We start from the raw sequence: 19,869 nt of genomic DNA on the forward strand, positions 1-19,869 counted from the left end.
CATACTAAATTAGACTATGTGAACAAGCAACTCAATTTATTAATGTGTATAAAAGGAGTGAATTTTATGTCCTCAATCCAATTAACAGATGTACAAAAGCACTTTCAAAAAAGATCCATTATTCAAAATGTCAGTCTGTCTATTGACTCAGGAAAAATTTTCGGTCTAATCGGTCCATCTGGTTGTGGTAAAACAACATTAATCAAACTAATAGTAGGTATGTTAAAAGCGGATGCAGGTCAAATAGAAGTTTTTCAGCAAACTGTACCAAATTACAATTTACTCAAAAGAATCGGCTATATGGCACAATCCGATGCATTATATAGCGATTTAACGGGAATGGAAAATATGCAATTTTTTGCGAAGTTATATTCATTAAATAAAAAAGAAAGAGACAAACGTATTGCTTATGCTGCGGATATTGTCCAACTTACAAATGCTCTTTCTCAAAAGGTTGAAAACTATTCTGGTGGTATGAAACGAAGACTCTCTTTAGCCATTGCACTACTTCAAAATCCAGATATTCTTATTTTAGATGAACCAACTGTAGGAATTGACCCTGCTCTAAAACTCACAATTTGGCAAGAGCTCGAACGTCTGAAAAAAGTAGAAAAGAAAACCATTCTTATCACTACACATGTAATGGATGAAGCTGAAAAGTGCGATGAACTCGCCTTAATGAAAGAAGGTAAAATAATCGCTAATGGGACGCCTACTAAATTAAGAAAAATTTATGACGCAGACACATTTGATGAGGTGTTTTTACGAGCTGGAGGTGCTAAAACATGAGGATTGTAGCTTTAGTAAATAGAATTATTCAGCAAATGCTAAGAGATAAACGGACACTTGCACTACTATTTCTTGCACCTCTCCTCATCTTAAGTCTGATGTACTTTATATTTCATACAGAAGATCATTCTCCGAAGCTTGGCATAGTTGGTGGAAATACTAAAATAATTAAAGCATTAGAAAATGCTAATATTGAAGTAGAAAAGTATAACCAGCTTTCTCAAGAAGAGGCACTTGCTAAAGACTTAGACGGTTGGTTAACACTTGAAAATAAGCAGCTTACTTTGACGTTACAAAACGATTCACCTAGTAAAGCAAAGACATTACAAATGCAGGTGAAACAAGCACTTACAACCCTCCAAATGAATAGTATGTCTAGTAAAATACCGACGCTTGGAGTAACTACAAATTATGTATATGGAGATGAAGATACACAGTTATTTGACATCATTAGTCCTATCTTAGTCGGCTTCTTTGTATTCTTTTTCGTCTTCCTCATTGCAGGAATTGCATTATTAAAGGAACGTACAACAGGCACATTAGAAAGGTTATTAGCTACACCTATTCGCCGTCATGAAGTTGTACTTGGTTATTTAATCGGTTACGGAATTTTTGCTGTCATTCAGACATCAATTGTCGTACTTTATGCTGTAAAAATACTTGATATTGTTCTAGTTGGATCTATTTGGTATGTGCTACTGATTAATTTATTGCTCGCATTAGTTGCCTTATCATTAGGCATTCTATTATCTAGCTTTGCATCTTCAGAATTCCAAATGGTTCAATTTATACCACTAGTCATTGTTCCGCAAATTTTCTTTACAGGATTATTCCCACTGGATGGCATGGCGGATTGGTTACTTTCAATCGGTAAAATTATGCCTCTTTACTACGCTGCGGATGCTCTTACGGGTGTTATGTATAAAGGGTTTGCATTTGCAGATATCGTTATCGACCTCGGTGTATTACTATTATTTTCAGTACTATTTATTTTCTTGAATATCATAGCGCTAAAAAAATACCGAGCTATATAATATCGTTTACAAAAAACAACACGCTCTAAAAAACGAGCGTGTTGTTTTTATTTTATTCTACAGAGACATTCTTTAAATCATCAGCTTCTGTAGGATGTGCTTTAAAGTTTTTCACTGATTTAGATGCTGCTAATAGTGGTGTGGAATGTACTAATGGCAATACCGGTGCTTCTTTATGCAAAATAAGTTGAATTTCTTTATATAACTCTTTCCGTTTTTCTACATCCTGTTCAGAACGACCAGCTTGCAGGAGTTTTTGAACTTTGTCAATTGAAAATTGAGAGTTATTTAACGACCCGTCACGATCAAAGAACAAAGATAATAAATTGTCAGGATCTCCATTATCACTTGTTCCACCAAGTAAAAATAAATCTGCTTCACCTGCTTTTGTTTTCTCTAAATATGTCGCCCATTCAAACGACACAATTTTCGTTTTAATCCCCACATCCTCTAAATTCTTCTGAATCGCTTCAGCAACCTTTTGGCCATCTGGCATATATGGACGTGGTACAGGCATTGCCCATAACTCTAATTCTTTACCATCATAACTAGACTCTTTCAATAATGCTTTCGCTTTTTCAGGATCATAATCATATAAAGGCGTATCTTCGTTATAGCCTAAAGCTGTGGGTTGCACTGGATTTTTTGCTACCAATGCTTTCCCTTCAAAGAATGTGTCCGCAATCACTTGACGATTGACTGAATGGCTAATAGCCTGACGTAACTTTATATCAGTAAATGGTGCTTTATTTGTTGTCATCCCTAAATATCCGACATTAAATGAAGGGCGTTCAATTAAAGTAATTTGGTCATTTTGTTCAACTGTGGAAATTGATGCAGGTGCTACACCATCTGCAATATCAATTTCTCCACTCATTAATGCATTTAACCTTGCTGCATTATCTGGCATTGCTTTGAAAATGACACTATCCAGCTTTGGTAAACCATCTTGCCAGTAATCATTGTTTTTTGTCAAAACGACTGAATCATTTCTTTTCCATTCTGAAAATTTAAATGGACCTGTCCCTACAGGATTTTCTCCAAATTTCCCCCCGTCTTTTTCAAATGCAGTTGGACTTGCAATTGAAAAAGCCACCATTGCTAAATTATTTAAAAGTGGAATCATTGGTTTCTTTAATTGAATGATGAATGTATAATCTCCATCAGCTTTCACACTTTCAATAATATGATTTTCGTCGCCTTTAAAGCCACCGAACATGTCTGCATAATAAGGAAATTGATCTGCACTACCATTCATCCAACGTTCGAAGTTTTTAACAACAGCCTCCGCATTAAAGTCTGTACCATCATGAAATTTAACATTTTCCTCTAGCATAAAAGTATACGTCTTACCATCATCAGAAATCTTCGTATCCTTAGCTAGTCCAGCTTGTGTAGAAGTATCTTGTTCTCCAAATACTAATAATGTCTCAAAAATATTGCGTGCTACTTTGAACGATTCACCGTCGGTTACTGTACTAGGGTCCAATGACACTGAATCCGCTCCGCGACCATAAACAACAGTCTGCTTGTCATTGTTATTTTCTTTTCCGTCTGATGACTTTTCACCTTTTGAGTCGTCAGTTGAACATGCTACCAATATGAAAAGCATAGCCATTACGACAACAATGATTCCTAATCTCTTATTCTTCACAATAATCCCCCCACATCCTATTTTCTTCCTTCTATCAATTATAAGTATATTTTCATAATTTTCAAATAATAATGTAAATAAAAAATGCCTGCAACCGATTTGTGATCAGTTGTCAGGCAGTTGTTAGCTAAGTTTTAGAAAAAGAAATCTAAAATGTAGAATATCAATGCAGCCATTGCTGCTGATGATGGCATTGTAATAATCCAAGTCATAATAATTTTACGAGCTACTCCCCATTTAACACCTTTCACACGTTGTGCAGCTCCTACCCCCATAATAGCGGAAGAAATAACATGTGTAGTACTAACTGGTAAGTGAATTAACGTTGCACTAAAGATAACTGAAGCAGAAGCTAAGTCGGCTGCTGCACCGTTAACTGGGCGCAATTTCATAATTTTACCACCAACTGTTTTGATGATTTTATAACCACCGATTGAAGTACCAAGTCCCATTGCTAATGCTGCAGAAACTCGAACCCAACCTTGAATGTCATCGCCAGTTTGTAATCCTCCAGCGATTAAAGCCATTGTCATAATACCCATTGCTTTTTGCGCATCATTCGTACCATGTGTAAACGATTGAAGTGCAGCAGTACAAATTTGTAAATATCGAATTCCTTTATTTGTACGATACAAATTTGCATTTTTGAAAATGACTTTGAATAAAGACATCATCAAGAAACCAGCTGCTATAGCAATAAAAGGTGATAATAATAAAGCTTGTAATATTTTCACGAAACCTGTGTAGTTCAAGATACCAAAACCGGCTGCTGCAATAGCAGCACCAGCGATAGCACCAATAATCGCATGAGATGAACTAGACGGAATTCCATAATACCAAGTAATTAAGTTCCAAATAATTGCTGCAAGTAATGCAGCTAATATAATCACAGAACCATTTGATAATGCGAAAGGATCTACGATGTCTTTCGTAATTGCCTTTGCAACACCTGTAAATGTGATTGCCCCTATAAAGTTCATAATCGCAGCCATAATTACTGCTACTTTAGGTGGCAAAGCTCGTGTCGATACTGATGTAGCAATGGCATTTGCTGTATCATGGAAACCATTGATAAAGTCAAATGTCAGTGCAAAAATAACAACTAAAACTGTTAATAAGAGTATTGTATCCATTCGTGACTCCTGCTCCTATGCATTACGCATAATAATAGTTTCCATAGTATTCGCTACATTTTGGCAATCATCTGCAATATCCTCTAATTGTTCATAGATATCCTTGAACTTAATAAGTTGGATCGGATCTTTTTCATGCAAGAATAGTTGCTTAATGGATGTACGAAGCACTTCATCACATTTGCTTTCATAATCTTTTATTAAAATGGCATGATCACGCATACCAATTAGGTTTTTCGTTTTTAATAAGTCCATAGCTTTTACAATTTCATCAGCACTTTTCACAATATAACTGATAAATGTATTCATTGACTCATCGATATCGATTAACGCGAACATGTCAAAGTGTGCAATACATTCTTCCATACCATCAAGAACGTCATCCATACTGTTTGCAAGCGCTAAAATATCCTCTCTTTCAATTGGGGTCATAAATGATTTATTCAGCATCACGATTAATTCATGAATGAGAGAATCCCCATCCGTTTCATATTTTTTCATTCGTTTGCTAATTTCTTCTAAGTCTTCCAAACTCTGAATACGGAAATCGTTGGCATAATGCATTGCCTCTTGCACATTAATGGCAATTTTTGCTAAAACTTCAAAGAATGGATCTGGCTTTTTTCGATTAAACATAAATTCCTCCTGAAAAAGTTAGTGTCAAAACATATATTTGTCCTGAACGCTAAATTAGCTTAACAATAATTTAATAGAATATCTGCTATTTTTACATATTCTATGACAACTTTTACAATTCTGTAACATTAGCGTTCACAAATTCGAAAAAAAATTGTTCCAATGTGGAATATTACATGATTTTTTTATCGAATTTTGTCGAAAAATATATATTTCGGTGCAAAAAAACCCTTGAATATCAGGGTCAATCCATTGATAAATATAACATTTCTTTGTCAATATCAACTTTCTTTGTAAACGATTTATTTTTCGACAAAATACCTACCATTTTAATACAAAATGTAGGTTTTACAATTTACAAAGCTAACGATATTGGCTAAAGAAAAGTCTTTTTTCCGTTAATGAGACAACAAATATGAGTCCAACTTCAAAAACTACAGACTCGTTAAACATTTGTGGGAATCCTTGTATACCATCAAAGATAAATCCAACAATAACAGATGCAATTATTCATACACCACAGACAACTTCTCTCATCCATCAAAATCCACAGAAATACAAAAAAAGAAAATGGTAATAAAACTAATGAAAGTAGGGAAAATTGAAAATGAATTATAACAAATTCATTTCACAGTAGTATGTCCAACATCAAAAAAAGCAATCATGTAAATATCAAATATTGATTTTTTAGACCATTCCCTATTTTTGTATTAATTAACAATTACACCTTCACTACTCTTATTACTTTCCGATATCGAGTACTAGCTGTAACCTCATATCATACTGCTCCTTATTAATCATATCAATTTTTGATCCTTTCTTGACACAGCTGTTAAATATCCTACATTTTTAAAAGCTCCTTTTTCAAACGCATTTTCAAAGAAATAAAAAAGATGTGCATAATTTCATACACATCTTAAATCTTTCCTGTTTCACTTACTTGCGACAAATGTGATGATTGATTAAATTCGCCAAGTAACCATCTATCTTCTTGTATCGTAATATAACTGACGCCTGCATTAGCTAATCGTACTTCCTGTGGAAAAGAATCGCCATTCTCGAGTAGTGTAAAGAGCGCATGAATTACCGCTCCGTGAGCTACTAGAATGACTCGGTCATTTGGATACTGCTCGAAAATTTCAACAAGTCCATTTCGTAACCTTGTAAGCACTGAGTCCAATGATTCTTGATTTGGATATTGTTTATCTGGAAACGCTTTTATACGTTCTTCCATATCCATACCTTCTGCTTCACCGAAAGAACGTTCTTTAAACTCCTCAATTTCAAATAAGGGTATGTGTAATTGTTCGTTTATTATTTCTGCTGTATGTTTTGCTCTTGTTAATGGACTTGTATAAATTGCAGCCCAGTTAGTATTTTTGAAAAATACACCACATTCTTTTGCTTGTTGGATTCCTCTGTCATTAAGAGGTACATCTGTTACACCTTGCAACCTCCCTAGTGCATTCCAATCCGTTTCTCCATGTCTTACTACACAAATTTCTGTCATGTGAGTACCTCCTAAAGCATCTTTACATTAGAGTATCATATTAAATTCCAGCTGTATGCATTAACACTACTCTCCAGCCATCAGGGTCTTCGATTGTCTTACCTTCCTTTTCCCAATAAGGGTTTTCTGGAGGAACTGCATTATAGCCTAATTCTCTTAATCTCTCGATAATCGTATCAATTTGTTGTTGATTTGGTATATAAAATACAATTAAATTATCTTTAGTTGGTGCTGGACAAGGACTGCCATTTTTGTGCTGGGTAAATTCCAAATGATATGTTGCCGTTGGGAGCCCAATCAATAAACCTTCATAATCTTGCCCTGTAAATGATCCAATTTTCGTCAATCCTATACCTTTACAATAAAAATGCTCAACTTGTCGTAACTGATCTGTAGGTCTAGCAACCCTAACTTGTGTAACTAACATATTTTCTGACCAATCATTATTCATATTTACCACCCCTTTGAAAGGATATTACCATTTAATTAAACTTATTAATTCCTTCATAAGATTGAGCAACATCTCACCCTTTTGATGTATACTATTTTATTTTTTCAGCAATACACTGCATAATAAAATTAGATTGAAAGGGGATATACATATGAATTGGTTTGGAAAACTGAATGAATATTTTCCAGTTGAGGAAATGAAATCACGTCAACATATAGAACTTTTACTGAAAGATAAAATAGATATTTATAAAAAGGTAGAGGACGAAAAATACGTATTAATATATGTAGATCACACTGATTTTATATTTGTCGATTATTTATATGTTTCCTTAACTGCACGTGGTGAAGGATTGGGTGGTAAAATTTTAGAACATTTAAAAGGTAATGGCAAACCAATTTTATTGGAGGTAGAGTCACTTGCTCAAGCTGAAGATGACACAGAAAAACGATTACGCTTCTATAAACGTCACCATTTCAATCTAGCTACACAGATTTGTTATTGCAGGCATCATGTAAAGACAGGCGAACCTCTGAAAATGGATATCCATTACTGGGCACCAACGGGTGTTGCTGAAGAAGAAATACTTGGACAAATGAAATGGGTATATGAAAATATTCATGCGTACAAAGATGAATTTCTTTATGGAGCAAAGTATGAACCGACGGATAATGTATTATTTATGACTAAAAAATAATAAGTGGAAAAATAACTATTAAAAAAAGGACTTCTCACAATTCTGTGAAGTCCTTTTCCTAATATTTAACTGGCTTTTTTAAAACCAGCTTGCTCCGCTTCTTTTTCAGTACAGAACATTTCTTCTTCTTTAACTGCATCATAATTGTTAGAGCCCGGCATATGATACAGCTTATTCCCTTTACTATTTATATTACCTTTAATAGAACAACTTCTATTGTTCGTTTTATTTGAGCTATCGGATTTATTTGAGTTTTTTGATTGCCCTTCAGTAGGCACCCCACTTCTCACAACCGATTTATCAAAACCTCTATTTGTTACATAACCGTCATATTGCCAAATTCCTTTTCTCGATGCTTTTGCTTCATTTTGAATTTTCTCAAAAGCTTTCACATTTGTCGTATTCGGTTCATATATATAACCAACACGTACAAGACCTTCACGGATTAGTTGCTCTTGAACACTTTTCCCATCCGCATATGTATAGGCAAGAAGGCGACCATATTTATCTTCATGTTCACCAACATCAAATTGAATTGAAACTTGCTTTGCGTTGTTCAATATTTCACGATTACGAGCCTGCGCTTCTCGTCCAAAAGGTTGTTCACCTAATTGTTTATGGTACATTTCAGGTGCATCTACTAATAAATAGCGTACTTTCTTTGTTTCGCCATCGTATTTTACTTTAATCGTATCACCGTCCATGATACTTACTACTTCGACATCTATTCGCTTTTCTGATTCTTCTTTTTTTGTCACTGTAGCTTCTGTACATGCTTGTAGTATAAATACTAGACAGCCGATAAGAAGGAGTCCCCATTTTTTCATTGTCATCACCATCGTAATCTTAACATAAACTATTAGTTATCGGCTTACTTTCAGGATTTAAAGCAAAAAAATACCCAGTCTTCGTCAGAAGGCTGGGCAATGACTAGATTTGTATTAATCTGTTGTAGTACCGTATGGTTCAATATCTTTGATCGATTTTCCTTGCTCTTCTAAATCACGAATGCGGTGTGCAAGACGTGATGCAGCAGAGGCAGCAATGCTTCCTACTAAATCATCTAGGAATGTATGAACACCTTCACCCGCTTTTGTATCAAGTTGCTGTATTATTCCGATTTTCTGTTTATCTAAATGTCCAAAAGTTGTTACAGCAATACTACCGTAAGTAAATACTGCTCCTAAAGCAATTGTCTCATCAACTCCAAATAATCCTTCATCGGATTCAACTAATTGTTGTAGTGGCGCTGACAGTAACTTTTTCTCTGCTAATTCATCTAGCTCAATCCCTACTAAAATTGCATGTTGAATTTCACGTTTATAAAGTACTTTATCAACCGATTCAATACAATGATCTAGAGATAGTCCTTCATTATATGCAAATTGCATTTCATACACAATTTCCGCGATATCCTTTAATGTTACACCGCGACGTTCTAAAGCATCGCGTGCCGCTTTAGCGACTACTTCAGATGAAACTTGAAGTTTTTTGTTATACATGACTCATCCTCATTTCCAAATTAATAGTCCTTTATTATTACTATTATACCTTTACTTTCTTATATGTTACAATTTCCGTACAGAAAACTGAAGGAGTGACGGCTTTGAATCGTGGCACAATCACAGATATAGATTTTTTCAGTGAATCCTTACAAGAGGACATTCATCTATTAATTTACTTACCTGCAAGCTATTCACCACTTTATAAATACTCAGTGTTAATCGCATCTGATGGCAAAGATTATTTCCAACTCGGTCGAATCTCACGAGTAGTAGATGACTATTTGGAGCAAGGCGATATCGAAAATTTAATAATTGTAGGTGTACCTTATAAAAATGTTGAGGATCGACGACAAAAATATTTGCCAAATGGAGAGAAGCATCAAGCTTACTTACGCTTTTTAGCACATGAACTTGTTCCTTATATAGACGAGCATTACTCTACATATCAAATGGGGATGGGTCGAGCGTTGATTGGAGATTCGCAGGCTGCGACAGTATCTTTACTAGCAGCCATCCAATATCCGAATATATTTGGTAAAGTATTAATGCAGTCACCTCTAGTAAATGATAATGTTTTAGAAAAAGTGCAACAGGTACAAGATGTTCATGCTTTTTCAATCTATCACGTTATTGGTACAAAAGAACATGAAGTAGTAACTATGGATAAGAGTATAAAAGATTTCCTTACTCCTAATCGTGCATTACATGAGTTGATAGTCAACAAAGGCTTTTCTACTTTCTACGATGAATTCGAAGGAAATCACTCGTGGAAGTTTTGGCAACCTGACTTAAAACGTGTCATAAAACAAAACTTTAGTATTTAACATGTATTTCACAATGAATATTAACTTTTTTCTGTTATACTGAAAATTAAGAAAAGCTATATAAAACTACTTAGGGGGTACGGAATTATGAAATACGGTATTGTTGCATTTCCATCTAAGAAATTACAAGATTTTGCGAATTCATATAGAAAAAGATATGACACGCATTTCTCTAAAATCACACCTCATATTACTTTAAAAAGTGCTTTTGAAGTAGATGACTCAAAAGTGAACGAAGTTACTAATATGCTCCAAGAAATTAGTAAACAATTTAAACCGCTTTCAATTCACGTATCAAAAGTAAGTTCATTTGCGCCAGTGAACAATGCTATCTATCTAAAAGTAGAAGCAACAGAACAGCTTCAAAAATTACATGATACATTGCATGCTACTTCATTCGGACAAGAACCAGAATATAAATTTGTTCCGCATATTACTATTGCACAAGATATGTCCTCAGGTGAGCATGATGATATTTATGGTCAGCTACGCATGACAGATGTTCATTCCGAAGAAGTTATTGATCGTATTCATTTACTTTATCAATTAGAAGACGGTTCTTGGACGGTACACGAAACGTTCCGACTGTCTGGAGCTGAGTAATTATTGGTTTTTGCTAAAATTGCTGAGACAGAGAAAGAGTTACGAGATGCTTTCTTTGTTCGGGAGGAAGTCTTTGTTAAAGAGCAAGGTGTTCCTCTTCCTTTAGAAAAAGATGAATACGACAAAGAAGCAACACATTTCGTAGCATACAATGGCGAAGAACCGATTGCAGCAGGCAGAGTAAGAATTGTTGACGGTAATATCGCTAAAGTTGACCGTGTTTGTGTATTACCTGATTTTCGAAGAAAGCAAATCGGTGTTTTAATGATGACACACTTAGAGAAATACGCTAAGAGTCATCAATTAGCAAAAGTGAAATTAAATGCCCAAACTCACGCTATTCCTTTCTACGAAAAACAAAATTATATTATTACATCACCTGAATTTTTGGATTCTGGTATTCCATATCGCGCAATGGAAAAGGAATTCTAATAATAAGTTGCTAAAATGCTGACCAATCGGCGTTTTAGCAGCTTTTTTATTTTATCAATAAATATTTTTAGCTTTTTTTCATTTATTCTACAGCAAAAAAAGCCAACCACGGTTGATTGTAAACTCAACCATGGATTGGCTCCTTTTTATTATTCGAAGTACCGTATGATAATCGTCTATAGTATTTTTCAAACATATTTACTATAATATTTACCTCTATCAGTAACCTTTAGTTCAAATTTTGATAACTCTGCTGGGTTAGGATGGATGAATTGTTGATGAACTTGAAGGGAGTTCCCACGATTTTTGTTTTTTTCATGGTTCAATTGCATTTCAGTAAGTTCAGCACGCATATCAAGCTCTCGTTCAAAATGAGATTGCTTTTTTACTTTTGCAACTGCATTAACATGAGCATAATTATATGCTTTCATGTTAATACGTTCTGCATATTGCATTGCTTGAAATGGCTGAACTGGTAGAATGTAGCCCATCACAATTTCCTCCTATACTATCACTTTTCCTGCAAAGACATATTTTCGATTAAAGTTAGTATATTACTGAGAATATTATTTTATGCTATAACATTTTTTGGATTTTATTTAAATCTAAAGATTTACCATCTTTTAAGATAGATGCGACGATTTTTTCTTCTAGCTCTTTTGTTACTGGTTTATTTGCTAGTTGAGATACTTTACGAATAATTTGTCGAATCTGGCGTTCGTCTTGAAAATCTGCATATTGAATAGCATTTGCTAATGCAAGTACATCTTCCATTGGTACGCCCGTTTTTCCTTCTATTTTTCGAAAGAATGAGCTTTGCATTTAAGTCCCCCCTTTTTAACCCATAAAGCTTGCGCCAACAATAATCAACAAGATGAATAGAACAACGATTAGAATAAATGTTGAACCATTGCCGCTATTGCCGCCATAGTAGCATTCGTTTCCGCCGCCGTAGCCACCGCCGTAGCCGTAACCATAACCTGAGAATCCAGACATAAGAAATCCCTCCTCTCTCTCACCGTATTGTATGCAACGGTTTACAGAAAGAAGAGGGCGTTTGAACTAGTCGATATTTCCTTTTGATCGAAAAATTAAAGCTCCTATAAATCCAAATATGATGGCCGCACTAATACCCGAACTTGTCACTTCAAACATACCCGTTAAAACTCCTATCCAACCATGCCTTTCAACTTCTGCTAAAGCACCGTGTGTTAGAGAGTTACCAAAAGACGTAATAGGGATTGTTGCGCCTGCACCAGCAAAATCAATAAGTGGCTCATATAAGCCAAAGCCATCTAAGATTGCACCTGTGACAACAAGTATGGACAATGTATGTGCAGGTGTTAATTTACCGACATCCATCAGCAGTTGACCAATTACACAAATCAATCCGCCAACAATAAATGCGATTATAAAAGAAGTAAACATTTTATTCCCTCATTTCATCGTTACTTCGATTGCATGTGCAACGGTTGGAATCGATTGATTTTGTTGCACAGATAACGGAGACAAGAGAGCGCCTGTTGCTACTAACAGTACTCGCTTCATCCGTCCGCTTTTTAGTTCTGCTAGTATTTCGCTAAAAAAAACAGACGCGGAGCACCCTGCTCCACTTGCACCAGCTAAAAACAATGGATTATCTCCGTAATACTCAGCTCCGCCATCGCGAACTGTTTCTAACTGTTTTGTCGTAAATCCAGCTTGCCTTAACATTTCTTTTAAAATAGGCAAGCCCACTTTTCCAAGATCACCTGTCATAATAACATCGTAATCTTGTACAGTTTGACCTCTACCTTTTAAATGTTGTTTAATCGTTGAAAAAGCTGCTGGTGCCATTGCTGCCCCCATATGAAATGGATCTGATTGTTGAAAATCCGCTACTTTTCCGAAAGTCGCAGCCTCAATGCATGGTTCTCCTTCTTGATGTTTACCAATAAGAACATAACCTGCAGCAGTTACAGTCCATTGTGCAGTTGCTGGTTTTTGACCTCCATAATCGACAGGATATCTGAATTGCCTTTCAATCGCATTATGCTGACTTGCAGCCCCAGCGATTGCATAATGGCTACCACCTAGCTCCGTTAGTAAGCTAGCGATAATAACGGCTGAGGTTGATGTAGCACACGCTGAGTACATACCGATAAAAGGGCTTCCAATAGTAGCAGCAGCAAAATTCGTCGGCGTCATTTGATTGACTAAATCTCCACCTATAAAGAAATCTACTGCATCCTTAGTCAACTTCTTTTTTTGTAATGCGATTTGTGCAGCTTCTTCAATCAAATGTTGATGTCCTTGCTCATTTGTTTTTTGATCTGCCCTTTCATCATCTAGTACTAAATCGAAATTCCGAGCAAAAACACTTCTCTTCTCCAATGGCCCAACTACTACTCCGGCTGCTAAAATGGACGGCTTAGATGGAAAATAAATTACACCTTTATCCATCACCATTGAGTCACCCCAATCGTTACTAAAATTAATTTAACAAGTGCTACAAAAAAGGCAGATACAACTCCGAACACAATAACCGAACCTGCTAATTTGAAAATATTTCCACCTACTCCGAGCACTAAACCTTCTGTCTTATGTTCAATAGCTGCTGAAATAACTGCATTACCAAAGCCGGTAACTGGTACTGCTGACCCTGCTCCTCCAAATTGACCTAGCTTTTTATAAAGTCCAAATCCAGTCAGTAATAATGAAATGAATATCATTGTTGCTACCGTTGGATTACCTGCTGTACGCTCTGTAAAATCAAAATTCATAATATAGAAAAAAGAAATGGCTTGTCCGATTACACAAATAATACCTCCAACTAAAAAAGCTTTTAGTAAATTTAATCCAATTGGCGTTTTAGGTGACAGTTTTGTTTGTAATTGCTCGTAATCTTTTTGATTCATCAGGTTTCTTCCTTTGCAAGATCTTGTAATTTCTTAATTTTCTTTTTTAGTTCTTTTTCAGTTAACTCTTTTTTCATAAGCTTTTGTGTTTCCCAAGATATTTTAAAGTCAGTACTAACAAGTACTTCTTTATCAGGAAATTCTTTTTCAAATTTCTTCTGTAAACCTTCTTCGATTTTGGTTCGTTTTAATTTTGAAAAAGGTTTTATCTGCACACCCACTAAAATAACATCATCCACGAAGACCGCAGTACCTTTTTCAATCGATTTTTCATCATTCAGAAGCTTTTCAATAGTCGATTGCGATCCATTATCCCCTGCTGCATGGTACGTGGCAAATTTCTCCTTCTGTTCTCCACTACAAGCGACCATTAACTGAATACAACATATTAATAACAAAAACCTTAAAACGTTTCTCTTCATATACTTCACCTTTTTTTAAAAACAGTATGCGTTTATTTCGAAAAATTATGCATAACTGAGGCAGTTGCCCTAGTTCATTTTCTAAAAAGACATATTGTATAAGGAGATTGAAAAGGGGGTGAAATTAAAAATGGGATGCGGAAGAAATGATAATGCAGTAGGTCACAAAGTTTCAAAAGGATGTGTTTGCGACGTAGTACGCGCAATTAAAGACATTCAAGACCAAAACGTTGATGACGGTTGTGGCCCTTGCCCAACTAACTGTTTCCTAGAACCTCTTGGCGGATTAGTAAGCCCTGCACGAACACAAGCTAATACACGTGTATTTATGCTATTAAACAAAGACGGTACTCCTTTTAAAGCGTTTTTCAGAACTAATGCTTCTGGCGATCATCACTGTTTCTCGGTCTTTTTCCGAGTAGAGGATATTTTCGACGGTTGCTGTGCTACTTTACGTGTATTAATTCCTTTAAAACACGGTAATCATGTAGCTGATTTGTTAACAGATTGCGGCAATGAAGTAGATTTATCAATGATTTGTAAAGTTGTAAATTGGGAAGCATCTACTAGCTGTGTTACTGTTGACTTAAATTGCTTCTGTGCAGTTCAATGTATAAAAGACGTCTTTTTAGAAGATGTATGCGACTAATATCAAGTCAAAGGACTTTGCAGTAGTGTCTTTGTTTTAAAATGGATGATAGCAGTGTCAGGCAATGAGCTCCAAAGTTAGGTAATCTAACTTTCGGGGCTTTTTGTGATATGTATCTTTATCTTATGCAGTTATGATTTATTTTTGCAAAAAAAAGCTATCCCTTTAAAGGGACAGCTGTTAAAATACTTTTCCTCGCCACTTAATTTCGACGAGTTCATTAATTTTCGTTGGATATACGACACCTGTGTAACTTTTCAAAATTACTTCATCTTGCATCACACGATCGACGACACCTTCTATAATACGGCCATCTGATAAACTAAATTGCAATGGTTGATAAGCTTTCTGTTGAAACGGTGCAGATAAAAATATTAAACGCTCTGTTTTACGACGAATTTCAGCATCTTCTATAACTGGTTCTATGGATTCTACTTGTTCCGTTGACTCTTCTACAACATCATCTACATCTACATCTACATCTACATCTACATCTTCAATAGCATCTTCCACAACAGAAGTACTATCACTATTAATATCAATAAAAAAAGCCGGGGGAGCTTTGATAAAAAGGAGTGGGCGATTCCCCAAGGTAACACATCCTTTTTTTCATATTGTATGCTCCTCCGGAAAATAAGTTCACATTAATTTACTAATGAACATTGTTGCAATCCCAAGATAAATTAAAATACTTGTTATATCATTTAATGTTGTAATAAAAGGACCAGATGCAACTGCAGGGTCAATTTTCAGTCGGTGCATTAATAACGGTATAAAAGATCCTGCAATTGTTGCAACAACAATTGAACAACAAATAGCGGTCCCTACCAATACTCCTAAAAGCCACATGTGTTTCCAAAAGAACACAATACCAAATGCAATAGCACCACAAACAACACCTGTAATTATGCCTGTGATTGCTTCTCGTAATAATAACTTCATCTTACTCTCTTCTTCAACATCACCAGTAGCAATCCCTCGAACAGCAACGGCTAATGCTTGCGTTCCACTATTTCCTGACGTACCACCTATTAAAGGAATAAAAGCAGCAAGAATTGCCACTTTTTCTAATGTTCCAGTAAATAAATCTACCAAATTAGCGGTTAACATGCCTAAAAATAATAATACAACAAGCCATGGCAAGCGTTTCTTCGCTGCAGCAAACGGGCTTTTGTCGAATGTCACCATATCTGAAACCCCGGCTAATTTAGAGTAGTCATCTGACGCCTCTTCATCAATGACATCAATAATATCATCAACTGTAATGATACCCAGCATTTCGTTTTTTGAATTAATAACAGGTACAGCTAAAAAGTTATAGTCCTTCATAATTTGCGCGACTGCCTCTTGATCGTCAGTTACATTAATACTTACAACACGATCATTCATTATTTGTCGTATTAATGTGTCTTCTTCTGCAATGATTAAGTCACGCAAAGAAATGACACCCGTTAAATGATTTGTATCATCGACAACAAATATATAATAAATCGTTTCTGCATCTGGCGCTGCGTTGCGTAAAATTGTCATCGCTGAACGAACGGTTGAGTTTTCAGGAATAGCGACATATTCTGTCGTCATTATAGAACCAGCTGTATATTCTGCATAGTACAGAAGTTCTTTAATATCCTGTGCCGAATCTTTATCCATAATTTTAAGGAAATGAGTGATTTGATCTTTATCTAATTCATTTAAAACGTCAACCGCATCATCGGTATACATGGCTGCTATCATTTGCGCTGCATACGTCGTATCCATTTCCTCTAAAATGCCTTTATATTCGTCATCATCGAGTTCAATAGCTTCAAAAATGTCAGCCATCTCTTTAGGGGAGAGATACTGATAGATAATCTGTCGTATGTCTGGTCCCACCTTCTCATAAAACTGTGCCTGATCATACGGATGAAGTGCTAGAAACTCCTCGCGAAAATTATCTGTCTCTGAATTCTCCAGTAATTGACGTAGATGCTGCTCATCGAATTGTACTTCATCTTTTTCCTTTGTTTCTTCTATCATGCATGTCCCCTCCTCTCGACTCATTAAGTCAGTTAAAATAACACCTTACTATAATAGAGTGTAGACCTTCAAAAGAGCAATTATTTTTTTAAAAAACTTTTTAATTTCAGTCTTTTGAACACCCCTAATACTAACATTCGGTAGTGCATTTTTACAAATAGCATATTTAAATTTCCCAGGAAATCAAAAATAAGGTGCTTCTTTTAATAAAAGCACCTTACATTAATTATTCTATTAGTAGTGATTGCATATCTTTTGGTAAACCTATTTGCCAGCTGTAAAATTGTTTCGTCACTGGATGATGTAACTGAAGCTCAACACAATGTAATGCTTGGCGATCGATTAAATTTCTATGGCCTCCATACAACGTATCTCCAACAAGTGGATGTCCAATAAATGCCATATGTACACGAATTTGATGCGTACGTCCTGTGTGTAACTTTAAACGAATATGAGTAATTGCTTCTCCATCTAACCTTGTTCGTTTTAATACGACAACATCTGTGTGAGCAAACTGTCCATCACTTCGTACTTCACGTTCAATAATACTACCATCTTTACGCCCAATTGGAGCAATAATTTCTTGCTGTTCTAACTCCAAATGGCCATGTACGATTGCTTCATAAGTCCGATGTATAGCATGTTTCTTTTGAGCTTCACTCATAAGATGGTGAACGTGGCGATGCTTAGCAATACACATAATTCCAGATGTATCTCTATCTAGACGCGTTACAATATGTACCGTTGAAGCTAAATCTTGCTGTTGTAAATGGGCAGCTACAAAATTAGCAACACTACCTTTGGGATGATCGTGGGAAGGAATCGTATTTTGATAAGGTTGTTTAGCAATAACTAGCAGTTCATGATCCTCGAAAATGACCTCGAGCTTCCCATCTTCAGGAACTAATCCCTTACTAATTTCTTCAGGAGGGAAGATGATTGTGACTAAATCATTCTTCTTTAGACTATGACGGACATTTTGCTCAATATCATTTACTAAAAGTTGTCCACCTTGAAATTTTATTGCTGTTAAAGCTCTCTTAGAAATCCCCCACATGGCAAGTGCATCTCTAAAAAGTTGGTCGTGCTCTACTTTAAAGGTTAAGCGATATCGTAAATCTTTCATATTATTTCAAATCACTATCGATAAAAGAATCATGTACACGTTGCCAAAATGGGAATGCTCTAAAGCGAGCAAATCTCACCTTTTCCTTCGCAACTTTGTACTGAATTGATTTTACATTTTTATGCAATAACTGTACATGATCGACTGTAACCATAAAGTCTTTAGCCTTCACTGGTTTTAGCACGCAACTATGATGTGCCGGTAACACTAATGAAGATCCGACTGTACGAAAAACGCGATTATTAATAGATGCCATTTCAGTCACTTGAATAGCTTCTATTGATGGATGTAAAATGGCACCACCAAGTGCCTTATTGTAAGCTGTACTTCCTGAAGGTGTAGAAACACAAAGTCCATCTCCACGGAAGCGTTCAAATGGTTTCCCATTTAATTCAACGTCCATTACTAATGTTACTTCTGGGGATTTAACTGTAGATTCATTCAAAGCTAAATAAGTGTAATTTTCATCTGAATTTTGATAATTAATCACAACTTCTAATAGGGGATAATCGATTACATTATAGTCATTCTTTGCTATAGAGATAACCAATTTCTCGATTTCAATTGGCTTCCAGTCAGCATAAAAACCTAGATGCCCCGTATGGATACCTACAAATGCAACATCTGATAATATATGGCTATATCGATGAAATGCATGTAACAGTGTACCATCTCCACCAATCGACAACACGATATCTGGCTTTTCTTCATCTATTTCTAATCCAAAATCAGTTAAGTACGAGATAGCTCTTTCCATTAATTCATTTGATTGTGGATCATTACGTGATTGAACGGCAAATTTCATAGGTTTTCATGAGCTCCCTTCGAATTATCCTCTCTAACTTTTGGATTTGAAGCCTCTTTGTATTCGGTAAAATACTTTTGAGCTTCCTGTATCTCCTCGCGAATTAAAGACATTTCCTCATCTAATCGGAACGCTGCCTCTGCTGCGCTTTGTAGGCGATTTTTTATTTCCTCAGGAAAAATCCCTTTATACTTATAGTTCAATGAATGCTCAATAGATGCCCAGAAGTTCATTGCAAGTGTTCTAATTTGAATTTCAGCTAAAATCTTTTTCTCACCTTGAATTGTTCCGACAGGATATTCAATTATCATATGATAAGAACGATATCCGCTAACTTTTACATTGGTGATATAATCTCTTTCTTCTACAACTGTTAAATCATTGCGCTGTCTTAATAATTCAATAACAGTAGGAATTTCATCCACGAATTGACACATGATACGTACCCCTGCAATATCTTGTAACTCATGCGCTAGCATATCTGACGGTTCAAAGACTAGACCTTTTTCTAACGTCTTGTCATAAATACTTGCAAGTGGTTTCACCCTACCTGTTACAAATTCTATTGGTGACGTTTCATTTGATTTTTCGAACTGTGCGCGCATTCCTTTTAGCTTAATTTTCAATTCATCCACTGCTTGCTTATAGGGCTGTAAAAAGCGGTCCCATTGTCCCATGATAAGTCC

The 19,869-nt window shown here is 35.6% G+C and carries 26 protein-coding genes; 7 read left to right on the forward strand and 19 right to left on the reverse strand.

Annotated features, from left to right (window positions below; all coding sequences use genetic code 11):
- The first annotated feature begins 66 nt into the window (after nucleotides 1-66).
- Together BK137_RS15450 and BK137_RS15455 are read left to right on the forward strand one after the other, a co-directional pair.
- Nucleotides 67-789: an ABC transporter ATP-binding protein gene (locus BK137_RS15450; RefSeq protein WP_038179558.1), complete on the forward strand. Its 723-nt coding sequence runs from the start codon at nucleotides 67-69 to the stop codon at nucleotides 787-789.
- On the forward strand, nucleotides 786-1,823 hold the full coding sequence (locus BK137_RS15455) for an ABC transporter permease (protein ID WP_038179560.1): 1,038 nt from the start codon (nucleotides 786-788) through the stop codon (nucleotides 1,821-1,823). The genes BK137_RS15450 and BK137_RS15455 overlap by 4 nt, the downstream gene beginning before the upstream one ends.
- Before the next feature lie 52 nt (nucleotides 1,824-1,875).
- Here the strand turns inward: BK137_RS15455 and BK137_RS15460 are convergent, their stop codons facing one another.
- From BK137_RS15460 to BK137_RS15485, 5 genes are all read right to left on the reverse strand, one after another.
- Nucleotides 1,876-3,477 (reverse strand): ABC transporter substrate-binding protein, encoded by a 1,602-nt coding sequence (locus BK137_RS15460; protein WP_412104672.1) that lies wholly within the window; start codon nucleotides 3,475-3,477, stop codon nucleotides 1,876-1,878.
- Nucleotides 3,478-3,611: 134 nt separating this feature from the next.
- On the reverse strand, nucleotides 3,612-4,610 hold the full coding sequence (locus BK137_RS15465; protein ID WP_038179566.1) for an inorganic phosphate transporter: 999 nt from the start codon (nucleotides 4,608-4,610) through the stop codon (nucleotides 3,612-3,614).
- Nucleotides 4,611-4,625: 15 nt separating this feature from the next.
- On the reverse strand, nucleotides 4,626-5,246 hold the full coding sequence (locus BK137_RS15470) for a DUF47 domain-containing protein (RefSeq protein ID WP_038179568.1): 621 nt from the start codon (nucleotides 5,244-5,246) through the stop codon (nucleotides 4,626-4,628).
- A 916-nt stretch (nucleotides 5,247-6,162) separates the two neighbouring features.
- Nucleotides 6,163-6,756, reverse strand: a complete 594-nt coding sequence (locus BK137_RS15480) for a histidine phosphatase family protein (protein ID WP_038179571.1) — start codon at nucleotides 6,754-6,756, stop codon at nucleotides 6,163-6,165.
- Nucleotides 6,757-6,796: 40 nt separating this feature from the next.
- Nucleotides 6,797-7,207: a VOC family protein gene (locus BK137_RS15485; protein ID WP_038179573.1), complete on the reverse strand. Its 411-nt coding sequence runs from the start codon at nucleotides 7,205-7,207 to the stop codon at nucleotides 6,797-6,799.
- A gap of 151 nt (nucleotides 7,208-7,358) precedes the next feature.
- Between BK137_RS15485 and BK137_RS15490 the strand changes: the two genes are divergently transcribed.
- The gene (locus tag BK137_RS15490) at nucleotides 7,359-7,904 is read left to right on the forward strand and encodes a GNAT family N-acetyltransferase (protein WP_038179577.1); all 546 of its coding nucleotides are present in this window, start codon (nucleotides 7,359-7,361) and stop codon (nucleotides 7,902-7,904) included.
- 65 nt (nucleotides 7,905-7,969) lie between these two features.
- On the opposite strand, the gene BK137_RS15495 is transcribed toward BK137_RS15490, so the two are convergent.
- Both BK137_RS15495 and BK137_RS15500 read right to left on the reverse strand, forming a co-directional pair.
- Nucleotides 7,970-8,737 carry a thermonuclease family protein gene (locus tag BK137_RS15495; protein WP_235175671.1) on the reverse strand — a complete coding sequence of 256 codons (768 nt, stop codon included), beginning with the start codon at nucleotides 8,735-8,737 and terminating at the stop codon, nucleotides 7,970-7,972.
- 108 nt (nucleotides 8,738-8,845) lie between these two features.
- Entirely contained in the window at nucleotides 8,846-9,406 is a 561-nt protein-coding gene (locus tag BK137_RS15500) for a phosphatidylglycerophosphatase A family protein (protein ID WP_038179580.1), read from the reverse strand.
- Between the two features lie 104 nt (nucleotides 9,407-9,510).
- Here BK137_RS15500 and BK137_RS15505 point away from each other — a divergent pair, with 104 nt between their 5' ends.
- The 3 genes from BK137_RS15505 (at nucleotide 9,511) to BK137_RS15515 (ending at nucleotide 11,268) form a co-directional block, all read left to right on the forward strand.
- A complete protein-coding gene (locus BK137_RS15505) occupies nucleotides 9,511-10,233 on the forward strand; it encodes an alpha/beta hydrolase (RefSeq protein WP_038179582.1) in 723 nt (240 codons plus the stop codon).
- A gap of 87 nt (nucleotides 10,234-10,320) precedes the next feature.
- On the forward strand, nucleotides 10,321-10,836 hold the full coding sequence (locus BK137_RS15510) for a YjcG family protein (protein WP_038179584.1): 516 nt from the start codon (nucleotides 10,321-10,323) through the stop codon (nucleotides 10,834-10,836).
- Between the two features lie 3 nt (nucleotides 10,837-10,839).
- Entirely contained in the window at nucleotides 10,840-11,268 is a 429-nt protein-coding gene (locus BK137_RS15515; protein WP_038179585.1) for a GNAT family N-acetyltransferase, read from the forward strand.
- Nucleotides 11,269-11,456: 188 nt separating this feature from the next.
- Here BK137_RS15515 and BK137_RS15520 read toward each other — a convergent pair whose 3' ends face one another.
- From BK137_RS15520 to BK137_RS15550, 7 genes are all read right to left on the reverse strand, one after another.
- Complete coding sequence (locus tag BK137_RS15520; RefSeq protein WP_038179587.1) at nucleotides 11,457-11,759, reverse strand: hypothetical protein; 303 nt, start codon at nucleotides 11,757-11,759, stop codon at nucleotides 11,457-11,459.
- An 85-nt stretch (nucleotides 11,760-11,844) separates the two neighbouring features.
- On the reverse strand, nucleotides 11,845-12,090 hold the full coding sequence (locus BK137_RS15525) for a stage VI sporulation protein F (protein WP_038179588.1): 246 nt from the start codon (nucleotides 12,088-12,090) through the stop codon (nucleotides 11,845-11,847).
- A gap of 15 nt (nucleotides 12,091-12,105) precedes the next feature.
- Nucleotides 12,106-12,264 carry a YjcZ family sporulation protein gene (locus BK137_RS15530; protein WP_076034082.1) on the reverse strand — a complete coding sequence of 53 codons (159 nt, stop codon included), beginning with the start codon at nucleotides 12,262-12,264 and terminating at the stop codon, nucleotides 12,106-12,108.
- A gap of 66 nt (nucleotides 12,265-12,330) precedes the next feature.
- Nucleotides 12,331-12,696 carry a stage V sporulation protein AE gene (gene spoVAE / locus BK137_RS15535; RefSeq protein ID WP_038179589.1) on the reverse strand — a complete coding sequence of 122 codons (366 nt, stop codon included), beginning with the start codon at nucleotides 12,694-12,696 and terminating at the stop codon, nucleotides 12,331-12,333.
- Nucleotides 12,697-12,705: 9 nt separating this feature from the next.
- A complete protein-coding gene (locus BK137_RS15540) occupies nucleotides 12,706-13,716 on the reverse strand; it encodes a beta-ketoacyl-[acyl-carrier-protein] synthase family protein (protein WP_051448558.1) in 1,011 nt (336 codons plus the stop codon).
- Nucleotides 13,710-14,165 (reverse strand): stage V sporulation protein AC, encoded by a 456-nt coding sequence (gene spoVAC, locus BK137_RS15545; protein WP_038179591.1) that lies wholly within the window; start codon nucleotides 14,163-14,165, stop codon nucleotides 13,710-13,712. Before spoVAC ends, BK137_RS15540 begins: the two co-directional genes overlap by 7 nt.
- Complete coding sequence (locus BK137_RS15550) at nucleotides 14,165-14,587, reverse strand: YhcN/YlaJ family sporulation lipoprotein (RefSeq protein WP_038179592.1); 423 nt, start codon at nucleotides 14,585-14,587, stop codon at nucleotides 14,165-14,167. The genes spoVAC and BK137_RS15550 overlap by 1 nt, the downstream gene beginning before the upstream one ends.
- 130 nt (nucleotides 14,588-14,717) lie before the next feature.
- On the opposite strand from BK137_RS15550, the gene BK137_RS15555 reads away from it, so the two are divergent.
- Nucleotides 14,718-15,236, forward strand: a complete 519-nt coding sequence (locus tag BK137_RS15555) for a CotY/CotZ family spore coat protein (RefSeq protein ID WP_038179593.1) — start codon at nucleotides 14,718-14,720, stop codon at nucleotides 15,234-15,236.
- Nucleotides 15,237-15,416: 180 nt separating this feature from the next.
- Here BK137_RS15555 and BK137_RS15560 read toward each other — a convergent pair whose 3' ends face one another.
- The 5 genes from BK137_RS15560 to yjbM form a co-directional block, all read right to left on the reverse strand.
- Entirely contained in the window at nucleotides 15,417-15,827 is a 411-nt protein-coding gene (locus tag BK137_RS15560) for a hypothetical protein (protein ID WP_038179596.1), read from the reverse strand.
- 48 nt (nucleotides 15,828-15,875) lie between these two features.
- Entirely contained in the window at nucleotides 15,876-17,252 is a 1,377-nt protein-coding gene (gene mgtE, locus BK137_RS15565; protein WP_038179599.1) for a magnesium transporter, read from the reverse strand.
- Nucleotides 17,253-17,478: 226 nt separating this feature from the next.
- A complete protein-coding gene (locus BK137_RS15570) occupies nucleotides 17,479-18,378 on the reverse strand; it encodes an RluA family pseudouridine synthase (protein WP_038179601.1) in 900 nt (299 codons plus the stop codon).
- Nucleotide 18,379: 1 nt separating this feature from the next.
- Nucleotides 18,380-19,183, reverse strand: coding sequence for an NAD kinase (locus BK137_RS15575; protein ID WP_038179603.1), 804 nt, complete (start codon nucleotides 19,181-19,183; stop codon nucleotides 18,380-18,382).
- Nucleotides 19,180-19,860 carry a GTP diphosphokinase gene (yjbM, locus tag BK137_RS15580; protein ID WP_038179606.1) on the reverse strand — a complete coding sequence of 227 codons (681 nt, stop codon included), beginning with the start codon at nucleotides 19,858-19,860 and terminating at the stop codon, nucleotides 19,180-19,182. The genes BK137_RS15575 and yjbM overlap by 4 nt, the downstream gene beginning before the upstream one ends.
- Nucleotides 19,861-19,869 lie beyond the last annotated feature (9 nt).

The sequence above is a fragment of the Viridibacillus arenosi genome (assembly GCF_001955655.1).
GTDB lineage: Bacteria > Bacillota > Bacilli > Bacillales_A > Planococcaceae > Viridibacillus > Viridibacillus arenosi.